The following is a 10928-nucleotide window of genomic DNA, read 5'->3' as shown; positions in this document are numbered from 1 at the left end:
GTGTAGAGCTGATGGTACTGCACTCGGGAGGGTGTGGGAGAGTAGGTTGCTGCCGACACTGTATAATTTCATGTTTGATTGTTTGTTTGGCCCGTGGTTGGGTGCACCCTGGTGGTGCATTCAACCACGGGCCACAAACATATCCACAGTTAGATTCTTGAATATAGAGAGGTGACGAATGGATGAGCGACAACGTTAGCCATGAATCCCTAAGCCTCTACGATGCTACAGCCGACAAAGCTGCCAGCGCCGTCATAAAACAGTATTCAAGCAGCTTTCATATCGCGACCTGCCTGTATCCGAAACCTATTCGGCGAGACATCCGCAACCTCTACGCGGTAGTCCGAATAGCGGATGAAATAGTTGATGGAACCCTGCACAAAGCAAACTCTCTCGCGGGCAATACTTATTGCATGAGCAATGCTTTAGCCTCTTATGAACAGACCATCCTTAATGCACCGGACAAGCGTTTTCATACCGACCCGATTGTGCACGCTTACGCCAATACTGCCCGACGGTGTCGATTCCTAGAAGAACACATGCAAGCATTCTTTCGCTCAATGCGCATGGATCTGAGCACTACCAGCTTCGCCGAACCCGAGCTGCAAGAATACATCTATGGTTCCGCGGAAGTCATAGGACTGCTATGCCTCGATATTTTTTACGCCGAGACACCACGCCCAGATTCAGCTACCTGGTCACGGATACAGGAGGGGGCACAACGCCTCGGCGCCGGCTTACAAAAAATCAATTTCCTCAGAGATTACACTGAAGACACTACAGTTCGTCGGCGCGATTATTACCCTCGCTTGTCCGCACCGTCCGCAGAAGAAGCATTCAACAGCATCTTGGCAGAAGCTCGCTCGGATCTGCTAGCGGGCGCACGAACGATCAAATTACTCCCTCCCAAAGTGCAACCGGCGGTAGCCGCGGCATCCGAAATTTACTTGGAATTAGCGGGCAAACTCTGCCGGCACCCGGAAGCGGTTATCGGTGCAGGCACTAACAAACGCAGGCTATCGGTCCCGAAGCCGGTTAAGACCCGGATAGTCAGTCAGGCAATATTTCGTTCCGGTTATGGTGCCGCGTTACACAAACTAACCCGGAAGGCAGGCGCATGAAACGTCAAGTGTTGGTGATAGGCGCAGGTATCAGCGGGCTTGCTACCGCCGGGCTTCTGGCAAGGCGCGGGTTTGCGGTTACGGTCGTCGACAAGAATGAGTCCATTGGTGGCAGAATTGGCGAGATATCCGACTCCGGGTTTCGGTTTGAAACCGGCCCCTCGTGGTATTTGATGCCAGAAGCATACGACCAATTTTTCCACATCATGGGTACAAGTACCGCCGCGCAGTTATCACTGTCGGTGCTTGATCCGGGTTACCGCGTGTGGACAGACGTCGGCGAATACGTCGATGTGCCCCGTGGGGCAGACAAGGTCACGGAGTTATTTGAATCGATTGAGCCAGGGGCAGGAGCACGCTTGCGTAGTTACCTGGCATCCGCGCACCTGGTTTATTCCGTTGCCCTCAGCAATTTTTTGTACACTACCTTCCGTTCAGCGTCTGCGTTTTTTCAGCCAGAGGTCCTGCGCCGTTCCGGGCATCTACTCCGGTTTTTGTTGGTTCCCCTACAGCAGTTCGTCGAGAAGCAATTTCACGATCACCGCCTGCGTAAAATTCTGCAATATCCAGCGGTGTTTCTTTCGACCCAACCAAGTACAGCCCCGAGTTTGTACCACTTGATGAGCCACACTGACTTGGAACTGGGGGTGCGATATCCAACCGGTGGTTTCCGGGCTATTGTAGATGCAGTCGCACAATTGGCGCACGAGCATGGTGTCCGCTTCGAATTAGGATCCGAGGTTGTTCGTCTGGATTGCGCGGATCGCAATAACAGCCCACGACGCTCCAGCCAGCAGGACCGCAGCACGTTGTACTCCGGTGCACAGGCGGATAAGGCTCATATCAAGCGCGTCGAGGTGCGGACAGCGGAGGGTAGCCAGACTTATTACCCTGACCTCGTGGTGTCCACGGCAGACCTGCACCACACTGAAACTGTGTTGCTTCCTCGCAAATACCAAAGTTACCCCGAAACGTATTTTGCGAAAAAAGACCCTGGGATCGGCGTCGTACTGGCCATGTTGGGCGTCCGCGGAGCGCTTCCAGAACTAGCTCATCATTCATTGCTGCTGTCCCCGGAGTGGCAGAGGGATTTTTCTGCCGTATTTTCGGCAACCGGCGCGCTACCCGAAAATAAGAGTTCGTTATCGCTGTACGTGTGTAAGCCCTCGGCAACCGATGCGACAGTGGCTCCTGCCGGTTACGAAAATCTTTTTGTACTAGTACCTACAGCGGCCGATCTGGGGATTGGCTACGGTTCTGGCGATCATGCCGACGAACGCAATAATGTTGCTTTTGCGCAGCAGGAATCACCGGCGGTAACAGCTATCGTCGACAAGGCTGTGGCTCGGATTGCCCAAGTGACAGGCGTTAATGATTTGGCGGAGCGAATTGTGGTGCGGCATACGCTCGCGCCAGGAGATTTCGCGAAGGATTTCCATGCTTGGCGCGGTGGTGCTTTGGGCCCGGCGCACACGCTAAGGCAATCCGCGATGTTTCGACCGCAGAATAAGTCGAAAAAACTCTCCAACCTTTACTACGCCGGTGCAACTGTCGCGCCCGGGGTGGGGGTGCCGATGTGCCTGATTTCGGCCGAAAATGTTCTCAAACGTATCGATGGGCGGACAGATTCCCGTCCCATGCTTGCCGACGAAGTGCTGCATGGCAGCCACTGTAAGCGAAATCGCAGCCACTAAAAACGAATCTTTAACTTTGCTGCAAGGTATCGAGCACCCCTAGCTCGGTACGAAAACTGCGCTGCCGGCCGTTTAACGGATCGGTGAAAGAGATTTCCCGGGCGATGAGATGCATGGGCACCGTAAAATCTTCTTCGTCCTCTTTATATATCCGCGGATAAACAGGATCGCCCAAGATGGGTACTCCTGCCGCCCACATATGCAGGCGCAGTTGATGTGTTTTGCCGGTGACCGGGGCCAATCGGTAGCGCGCCAGTGGTGGCTGCGGGCCGTGGATTTTTTCCAGCTCGGTTTGTTCTGCCGGGCTGCACGGAGTGATGGCATCTACATAGGTGATCGCATTGGTTTCGCCTTCCACGAAGCGGCCCTGCAATTCGCCAGGGTGTTTTTCCAGCCGGGAACGCCAGCTAAGCCGACCGTCGTGAGCAAGCGAGTCGGTCAACTCTGGATCATAAGCCGCGACGGCCTCGTACACCTTGGATACCTGACGTTGCGCGAACAGGGTTTGATACGGCCCGCGCAGTTCGGAGCGGGTGGTGAACACGACCAACCCGGAGGTTAAACGGTCCAGCCTGTGGGCAGGGGAAATCTCCGGGATACCGGTGAGCCGACGCAACTGCACAGTCGCGGTTTGCACAATGTGGCGAGCCCGCGGCATCGTAGCCATGAACGGTGGCTTGTGGACCACCAGCAAGTCATCGTCGCGGTGGATTACCGTGAGCTGGTAGGGAATTTCGGCTTCCGGGGCAGGGGTTTTGTAGAAGAAGACCTCACAATTTTCGGGTAGCAGCTCGTTGGGGGAAAGCGGGGTGCCGTTGTGGCGCACCACCTCGTGATCGCGAAAGCGTTGGTAAATCGCCTCCCAATTATCATCTGGGTGGCGATGTCTCTGGGAAAAAATTACCTCGGCGACGGCATCGACAGCTCGAATTCCGGATGGTGGGGCGCCTTGAATGCGGATGCGCGTGGGGTTCAGACCATCTTTGATGGGTAACGGGGTGGACTTTCGGCGCATGTCGTTTATTATATCGTTATGGATTTAAACGCATTCTTAGAACCAATCACCAACTTCTTTGCCTCTGAAATTGGCGCCACCATCTCACGTGTACTGCACAGTATTTTCCAGCTTCTCTACCCAGCTAACTCGGAAGCTGCACACAAGTAAAAGTTTTCCCACTCCTCCCACGCCTTGTCGCTTTACAGGGCTTTGGTTTTGGACACGATAAAGAGCACGAAACAGCCGTGGTGTGCATTGTAAATCTACGGACAGTGTCGGTGATCGCGGTTATACTGGGTGGTGGAAGGGATATTTTCGCCGGATTTGCTCATATCAGGTTCGGTCAGAGGTATTCACCAGTTATGGCTGAAAACGACCTGGAGAAAGGGCGGTCACAATGTCCAAAGAAGATATCATTGTAGTAGCAGTAGACGGATCCGATGCTTCCAACGAGGCTGTCCGTTGGGCAGCAAATGCAGCGGCAAAGCGTGGGGTTCCTCTACGTCTGGCTTCTAGCTACACGATGCCACAGTTTTTGTATGCAGAAGGCATGGCTCCGCCGAAAGAGCTTTATGACGAGCTGCAAGGCGAAACTTTAGACAAGATTGAAGCCGCGCGGAAGCTGGCTTTAGAAGTGGCTCCTGAAATTAAGATCGGTCACACGGTGGCCGAGGGCTCTCCGATTGACATGCTATTGGAGATCTCCAATGACGTCACCATGATTGTTTTGGGCTCCCGCGGTCTGGGCGGTTTGTCTGGCATGGTTATGGGCTCTGTTTCTGCTGCGGTAGTTTCCCACTCCACCTGCCCAGTCGTGGTGGTTCGGGAAGATTCCGGAGTTACCGAATCCTCCAAGTATGGCCCAGTCGTCGTCGGTGTGGATGGTTCTGAAGTTTCCCAAAAAGCCACTGAATACGCCTTTGCCGAAGCGCACGCCCGTGGCTCTGAGCTGATTGCGATCAACACCTGGATGGATATGCAGGTGCAGGCATCGCTGGCAGGCTTGACGGCTGCGCAGAAGGAATGGGAACAAACTGAAAAAGAACAAAAGCAGATGATGGATGAGCGCTTGTCTGCTTTAGTGAAGAAGTACCCAGAGGTACCGGTGAAGAAGGTCGTGACCCGGGATCGTCCGGTGCGGGCATTGGCGGAAAACGCGGAAGACGCTCAGCTGCTGGTGACCGGTTCACATGGCCGCGGCGGATTCAAAGGAATGCTGCTAGGATCGACTTCTCGTGCACTGTTGCAATCCGCGCCGTGCCCAATGATGGTTGTTCGCCCAGAATCGGAGTAAAAAATGGAAACCCTTAGCTTGGGAATTATCGCCTGGATTATTATCGGTGGTTTGGCAGGTTGGATCGCCGGTAAAATTAAAGATTCTAGCCAGGGTTTCTTCGGAAACATCCTTGTCGGCATCGTCGGCGGTCTACTCGGTGGTTGGCTACTGAGCCTGCTCGGCTTCGATGCTGCTGGCGGTGGTTTCTGGTTCAGCCTGCTCACAGCCATTCTTGGTTCAGTGATCCTGCTGTCTATCCTGAATGCGATTAAGAAATAATGCTGCGAAAGTAGCTGCACTAAGCCAGTCGGTTTCTACCGGCTGGCTTTTTTAGTGACCAAAATCTGAATACAAAAAGTCTTACTAGTGCGCGCGAACTGAACCGGGTGGTCTATATTGTATGAAGACCGACTAGTGCAGGTGCGTGGTCTGATCGCGCATACGGCTGAGAACAGGAAGGAGCCGGAGTGAGCACCGCCAAGAAGAAGACGACGGCTAGCCGTCGCCAGAACCGCCCGAGTCCCCGCACTCGGTTGCTCAACTCTGCCACCAAACTTTTCGACACTGAAGGCATTCGTGTGATCGGTATTGACCGGATTTTACGCGATGCAGATGTTGCCAAAGCCTCGCTATATTCGTTGTTTGGTTCCAAAGACGCGCTGGTGACCGCCTATATCGAGAAACTTGACGAGGACTTTCGAGAAGATTGGCAGCAGCGCACGGCAGAACTCACCAATGTGGAAGACAAGCTTTTGGCTTTCTTCGATAAAGCCATCGACGATGAACCAAAAAAGGATTTTCGCGGCTCGCACTTTCTCAACGCAGCTAACGAATATCCAAAGCCAGAGACTGACTCTGAACGGCAAATCATTTCTGCGTGCATGAACCACCGTAGCTGGGTGCATGACACCATGACCACGCTGTTAAACGAGAAAAATGGCTACCCGTCCGCAACCCAGGCCTCGCAGTTGCTTATTTTCCTCGATGGCGGGCTTGCTGGGGCACGCCTGACCCGCAGCATCAACCCGCTGGTGACAGCACGAGACCTGGCGCGCCAGATGTTAGCGGCGCCACCAGCGGACTATTCGATTTAGTCGCGCCCACCTTCCCTTGGGGTATCGCTCGCGTCGCTAGAGGTATTTTCGGTAGTCGTATCCTGCGGAGAGTCGGCATTTGTAGATCTAGCCTGGGCAGCCTTCTTTTCGGCCTTTTCCGCCCGGCGCTGACGCGAAATCTCTAGTCGTGCTTGCTGCTGCTTTTTCCGCAGCTCCTTTTTCTCGGCGCGCTCCTGCTCTGCAGCGCGTTGTTTTTCTGCGCGGGTGGCGGCGAGTTTTTTTGCATACTCCGGATCTTTTCGCGCACGCTTATTTTCTTGTTTGCGTTCCCGTTTGCTCTGCTTACGGTCCTTTTTCCGCTGCCGGAATAATTGATGTGACTTACGTCGAGCCTCGTGATGCTCTTCTCGTAGTGGGTAGCGCACACGTACCAGCACAATGAACAATAGTGATTGCACCAAGGTCCACAAGTTATTAATGAACCAATAAATGATAATGGCCCAAGGGATCGGCACGTTAAAAGCGACAAAGAACAGCATGATCGGCACAAATACCGACATCACGATCAAGAATTTGAATAACCGGCGCGCGATAGCATTCGACCATTCAGTGGTATAGAACGCGCGGAAGGTACTGATCACCAAGTTGATTGTGGTAAATGCAATAGCCAGTAGCAGCGCGGGCATCATCCCAGAAACGACTTCCGTGGTGCTAATACCAAAGGCCTGCTCTAGGTCTGGGCCCATCGAGGCGAATGCCGGAAGCGGAATGCCTAAAAATTCTGTGTGACGGAAGTCGCTGACCTCCGCGGCAGTTAATAAGCCGATTGATTCTGCCGGCGCAATGCCCGTTTCTGCGCCAGAGCTGCCCGCAGCGCCTGCCTGTCCGGAACCGCCTTCTAGCGGGTTCGCCATTAACAACAGCAGCCGATACAGGCCGATGAAAACCGGAATCATGATCAGTGGCGGGATACACCCCATCACTGGGCTGTAACGGTATTCGTCGTAAAGCGCTTGTTTTTTCTTTTGATATTCGCGAATCTCGTCGGTGCTGGTTACTTCCGCGTATTGTTCCTCAAGAGCGTTTAGGCGCGGACGAAGTAATGCGATGACGCGCCCAGAACGGGCGGAATACCAGGTTAATGGTGCGATCAGCCCGCGGACAGTGACGATGAGAAACGGAATGGAGACCAGCCATGACACGGAGTCTTCTAGCCCAAAGATATTTTGAAAGATCAGGTGCCATAGTTTCATGACCGCCGAAACTGGGTACATGAACAAGTCATATAAAGCTTCCATAGAAAGAGCGCGCTTCCTTCCGACGAGGATCGTTTCTGCCGGGGATTAGGCAGAAAAATACCGGCCGTTTAAAGTCTAGCCGTACGGCTGCACTGGGTAAGCTGTGGGCATGAGCAGCCCGGATCTTGTTGCAAAAAACGGTGATACTGACGTTGTGTCCGAATCCGATTTACGTGTGCCGCGTTCGGTAGCGGTGACGCCTGATTCCGCAGCAGAGGCAGAGGCCGCGATTGCCGATGTAGTAGCTGATCGTGATGTGCTGGGTGATGGCATTCATGTGCTCACCGCCGTGTTGTTAGTGGTTGGTGTGGTCGGTTCATTGCGTATGCCGTTGCCTGAAGCCAGCTTGAACCTCATTTTGTACACTGCTTTTGCCGCAATCTATTTTGCCGGTTCGGTGTATCTGGATGAGAAAGAAGAAAGCGTCCAACTATTTTGGCTTTTCGGTCTCCTAGCTGTGTGGATGGCGATTATGTTCGTCACCCCAATGGGGGCTTACCTGGCGTTTACTATTTTCTTTTTGTTTCTGCGGGTGCTCGATGGGGTACGTGGGATTGTCTCCGTCATGTTTGCCACCAGCATCACGGTGATCATGCAGATTCCCTCTGGACTCACCCTGGGCGGCATCATGGGGCCGACGGTCTCTGCTATTGTTACCGTCGCAATCTATTTCGCCTTCACGACGCTGTCCCACATCAGCCGCCAACGCGCCCAGCTGATCCATGAGTTAATGGAGACTCGTGAGCAGCTAGCGGAATCCGAACGCGAAGCCGGAATTAATGCCGAACGCCAGCGTATCGCCCACGAAATTCACGACACCCTGGCGCAGGGGTTGTCCTCCATTCAAATGTTGCTGCACGCGGCGGACCGGGGCTTAGATCGTATCGACGCCGCGCATGAGGGCGATGAGGCAGTGGATTCGTCTCAACCGCGCCACCACATTGAACTTGCTCGCACCGTGGCCGCTGATAACTTGCAAGAGGCCCGGGCCATGATCGCCGCGTTGCAGCCGGCCACATTGGCGGAGACTTCCTTGCAACAAGCCTTGGAACGTGTTGCGCAGAATTGGGCAGACACCAGCGAGATCGTCATTGACGTAGAGGTGGACGGTACAGCGCGGCAGCTGCCGATGAAAACCGAGGCCGCATTGTTGCGTATCGCGCAGGGGGCAACTGGCAACGTCGTCAAGCATGCTGGGGCTAGCCGGGCGCGCATTACCCTGACTTACGATGAGGACATAGTGCGTTTGGACGTGGTGGATAATGGAGCTGGTTTTGATCTTGCCGACGTCGACAAGCGCCCTAGTGGGTTGGGGCATGTGGGCTTGGCAGCTATGCGGCAGCGGGCCGCCGAGCAAGGCGGACAGATGGAAATTGAAACCGAACCTGGGCGCGGGACCGCGGTATCGGTGACGATGCCGTGCACGGAATAGCCGGGGAGTAAGATAAAGCTAAGTAACCGTCAGAAAAGGGGTAGTTGTCCACCATGATCAGAGTCTTGCTGGCAGACGACCACGAGATCGTACGCCTTGGGCTGCGCGCAATTTTGGATGATGCGGAAGACATCGAAGTTGTTGGCGAAGTTGCCACCGCCGAGGCCGCGATTTCTGCCGCGCATGCTGGTGGCATTGACGTGCTGTTGATGGATCTTCGATTTGGCGCTGGCGCGGAAGGTCACCGGGTAACGGGTGGGGCAGAAGCCACGCGCACGATTAAAACTTCAGTGCCACACCCGCCAAAAGTACTGGTGGTGACGAATTATGACACGGACGCAGACATCCTCGGCGCAATTGAGGCCGGGGCAGTGGGCTATTTGTTGAAAGATTCCCCGCCGGCGGAATTGTTGGCTGCGGTGCGTTCGGCAGCAGAAGGTGATTCTGCGCTGTCGCCGGTGGTTGCGGATCGTTTGATGACGCGCGTACGCACCCCGCGCAGCTCGTTGACCCCGCGTGAGCTGGAGGTGTTGAAGCTGGTGGCCTCGGGTTCGTCGAACCGTGACATCGGTACCGAGTTGATGTTGTCGGAAGCCACCGTGAAGTCTCACTTGGTGCACATCTATGACAAGTTGGGTGTGCGCTCCCGGACCTCGGCGGTGGCTGCTGCCCGGGAGCAGGGAGTGCTTTAACAGCGCGCGTTACCCTTCAGCGATATTGCGCTGAATATCCTCGGTGATTAAGTCAATATCGTTGCTGACGCTGCGGTGCGCGCGACGACGCTGCTGGTCGGTCATGAACTCCGCGTTGTCGACGGCTGCTTTCAGCTCGTCCAAGCGCTCGTTAATATCGCGCTTGTATCCTGGCTTCACGCTGGTGTCCTGCAGCGAATTGCGGATTCCCTGAATGCGCGCCTTCAAATCTGCACCGTGGCCGCTAAACTGCGCCATCTGTTCTGGGGTGACACCAGAGCGCTGTGCGGTTCGTTTGCTGAACTGATCCTGCGCGGCAGTGATACCGCGGTAAATTAACGGCAGAGCCAGCGGAAGCAGCACGCGGGAAGCACCGGCGAAACGCTTGATGTTATCGGCGTTGAATCTGCCGGTTTGCAGCTTATCCAGCTCCATCTTCGCCATTTTTTCCTGGTGCTTGCGTTTGGATTTCAAGCCCTTGTTTTCGTCTTTAATAATCGCGCGTTTTTGCTTTGCCAGTAGTTTTTCGCGGCGGGCGCGTGCCTTCGAATCAGCTTTGATCTCTGCTTTCGCGCGGGCCTTGGCGGCTTTGACGGCGGCTTTGGCATCGCTGCGGCGCTTACGGAGTGACTTCATCAAGCCCATGGTGTGCTCACCTTTGCTGAAAATTGCGTATTTTTACCAGTTGCTGATTCAACAATACCTGGTGGTCTCGACTAGGCTGACCACCTGTGATCGGCCGTCGGGAATTTGTGGAAGCGCATGACCTCGTCGGCTGCCATTATCGCCTGGTGCAAGCCCGCCGTTACCCCGAGACCCCGGCGACGGAATCTTCGCAAGAACGTGCGTTGCGCAGCGCCGATGCCCGGGCAGAGGTGGCTGCCTTATTGCCGATAGCCCCCGCGCTTGGCGACGGCCGTCGCAAGAATTTTCAACGAATAGATTTAGGCCCGCTGCCCGCAGGTGATGCCGCAGCGGTCGAACGCCGGGAATTCGATACCTTAGAAGCACTCGCGTGGCAGCCGGATTTGGTAACCGGCGCGGTGAGTGGGAAGAACAGCTACTGCGCCACCGGCTTTTTCTCGCGCCACGCGGTGGTTGCTGACCATCACCGGCAGGTAGGCGTTGTCCCCGGTGCGCACCAGAGCGTCGACGGAGACTTTCCAGTCCACAGGAGTGTTGCCATCGTTGCCAGCCTGCCCGTTGTGCGGAGTATCAGCCCCGCCAGGCGTACCCATGCTTCCGGCGGTGTCCCCGGTTTCAGGATTACCCGTGGTTCCCGCCAGCACCGCGCCGGTTACCAAATCCGGCTGCCACGCGAGTGCTTCTAAGGTATCGAATTCCCGGCGTTCGACCGCTGCGG

The 10928-nt window shown here is 55.1% G+C and carries 11 protein-coding genes and 1 pseudogene; 8 read left to right on the top strand and 4 right to left on the bottom strand.

Translation table 11 applies throughout. The annotated features are described in order from the left end of the window. The first annotated feature begins 182 nt into the window (after positions 1-182). Together A5774_RS01860 and crtI are read left to right on the top strand one after the other, a co-directional pair. Positions 183-1121, top strand: a complete 939-nt coding sequence (locus A5774_RS01860) for a squalene/phytoene synthase family protein (protein WP_064833145.1) — start codon at positions 183-185, stop codon at positions 1119-1121. Further along, positions 1118-2815, top strand: coding sequence for a phytoene desaturase family protein (gene crtI / locus A5774_RS01855; protein ID WP_064833144.1), 1698 nt, complete (start codon positions 1118-1120; stop codon positions 2813-2815). The genes A5774_RS01860 and crtI overlap by 4 nt, the downstream gene beginning before the upstream one ends. Positions 2816-2825: 10 nt before the next feature. Here the strand turns inward: crtI and A5774_RS01850 are convergent, their stop codons facing one another. After that, positions 2826-3830: a pseudouridine synthase gene (locus A5774_RS01850; protein WP_064833143.1), complete on the bottom strand. Its 1005-nt coding sequence runs from the start codon at positions 3828-3830 to the stop codon at positions 2826-2828. An 18-nt stretch (positions 3831-3848) separates the two neighbouring features. On the opposite strand from A5774_RS01850, the gene A5774_RS11820 reads away from it, so the two are divergent. The 4 genes from A5774_RS11820 to A5774_RS01835 all read left to right on the top strand — a co-directional run bounded on the left by A5774_RS11820 (position 3849) and on the right by A5774_RS01835 (position 6182). Beyond that, positions 3849-3980, top strand: a complete 132-nt coding sequence (locus A5774_RS11820) for a hypothetical protein (RefSeq protein ID WP_021353439.1) — start codon at positions 3849-3851, stop codon at positions 3978-3980. Positions 3981-4209: 229 nt separating this feature from the next. Continuing rightward, positions 4210-5106 carry a universal stress protein gene (locus tag A5774_RS01845; protein WP_023018763.1) on the top strand — a complete coding sequence of 299 codons (897 nt, stop codon included), beginning with the start codon at positions 4210-4212 and terminating at the stop codon, positions 5104-5106. 3 nt (positions 5107-5109) lie between these two features. Continuing rightward, positions 5110-5367, top strand: a complete 258-nt coding sequence (locus A5774_RS01840) for a GlsB/YeaQ/YmgE family stress response membrane protein (RefSeq protein ID WP_021353441.1) — start codon at positions 5110-5112, stop codon at positions 5365-5367. Between the two features lie 188 nt (positions 5368-5555). Further along, positions 5556-6182 carry a TetR/AcrR family transcriptional regulator gene (locus A5774_RS01835; protein ID WP_021353442.1) on the top strand — a complete coding sequence of 209 codons (627 nt, stop codon included), beginning with the start codon at positions 5556-5558 and terminating at the stop codon, positions 6180-6182. Here A5774_RS01835 and yidC read toward each other — a convergent pair. Then, complete coding sequence (gene yidC / locus A5774_RS01830) at positions 6179-7441, bottom strand: membrane protein insertase YidC (RefSeq protein ID WP_064833142.1); 1263 nt, start codon at positions 7439-7441, stop codon at positions 6179-6181. The genes A5774_RS01835 and yidC overlap by 4 nt on opposite strands. Before the next feature lie 109 nt (positions 7442-7550). On the opposite strand from yidC, the gene A5774_RS01825 reads away from it, so the two are divergent. Both A5774_RS01825 and A5774_RS01820 read left to right on the top strand, forming a co-directional pair. Then, a complete protein-coding gene (locus A5774_RS01825) occupies positions 7551-8873 on the top strand; it encodes a sensor histidine kinase (RefSeq protein ID WP_021353444.1) in 1323 nt (440 codons plus the stop codon). A gap of 53 nt (positions 8874-8926) precedes the next feature. After that, positions 8927-9565: a response regulator transcription factor gene (locus A5774_RS01820; protein ID WP_021353445.1), complete on the top strand. Its 639-nt coding sequence runs from the start codon at positions 8927-8929 to the stop codon at positions 9563-9565. A gap of 9 nt (positions 9566-9574) precedes the next feature. On the opposite strand, the gene A5774_RS01815 is transcribed toward A5774_RS01820, so the two are convergent. Beyond that, positions 9575-10210 carry a DUF6474 family protein gene (locus tag A5774_RS01815; RefSeq protein WP_064833141.1) on the bottom strand — a complete coding sequence of 212 codons (636 nt, stop codon included), beginning with the start codon at positions 10208-10210 and terminating at the stop codon, positions 9575-9577. Between the two features lie 356 nt (positions 10211-10566). Then, a pseudogene (locus A5774_RS11640) lies at positions 10567-10928 on the bottom strand (hypothetical protein); the annotation flags it as partial.

The sequence above is a fragment of the Corynebacterium sp. EPI-003-04-2554_SCH2473622 genome (genome assembly GCF_001665955.1).
Lineage (GTDB): Bacteria > Actinomycetota > Actinomycetes > Mycobacteriales > Mycobacteriaceae > Corynebacterium > Corynebacterium pseudodiphtheriticum.
This window is presented reverse-complemented; position numbering and strand designations above follow the sequence as displayed.

Bases quoted from the DNA above. Each gene is read 5' to 3' on its own strand.
- A5774_RS01860 (WP_064833145.1), top strand. From the start codon at position 183: ATGAGCGACAACGTTAGCCATGAATCCCTAAGCCTCTACGATGCTACA.
- crtI (WP_064833144.1), top strand. From the start codon at position 1,118: ATGAAACGTCAAGTGTTGGTGATAGGCGCAGGTATCAGCGGGCTTGCT.
- A5774_RS01850 (WP_064833143.1), bottom strand. From the start codon at position 3,830: ATGCGCCGAAAGTCCACCCCGTTACCCATCAAAGATGGTCTGAACCCC.
- A5774_RS11820 (WP_021353439.1), top strand. From the start codon at position 3,849: ATGGATTTAAACGCATTCTTAGAACCAATCACCAACTTCTTTGCCTCT.
- A5774_RS01845 (WP_023018763.1), top strand. From the start codon at position 4,210: ATGTCCAAAGAAGATATCATTGTAGTAGCAGTAGACGGATCCGATGCT.
- A5774_RS01840 (WP_021353441.1), top strand. From the start codon at position 5,110: ATGGAAACCCTTAGCTTGGGAATTATCGCCTGGATTATTATCGGTGGT.
- yidC (WP_064833142.1), bottom strand. From the start codon at position 7,441: ATGGAAGCTTTATATGACTTGTTCATGTACCCAGTTTCGGCGGTCATG.
- A5774_RS01825 (WP_021353444.1), top strand. From the start codon at position 7,551: ATGAGCAGCCCGGATCTTGTTGCAAAAAACGGTGATACTGACGTTGTG.
- A5774_RS01820 (WP_021353445.1), top strand. From the start codon at position 8,927: ATGATCAGAGTCTTGCTGGCAGACGACCACGAGATCGTACGCCTTGGG.
- A5774_RS01815 (WP_064833141.1), bottom strand. From the start codon at position 10,210: ATGGGCTTGATGAAGTCACTCCGTAAGCGCCGCAGCGATGCCAAAGCC.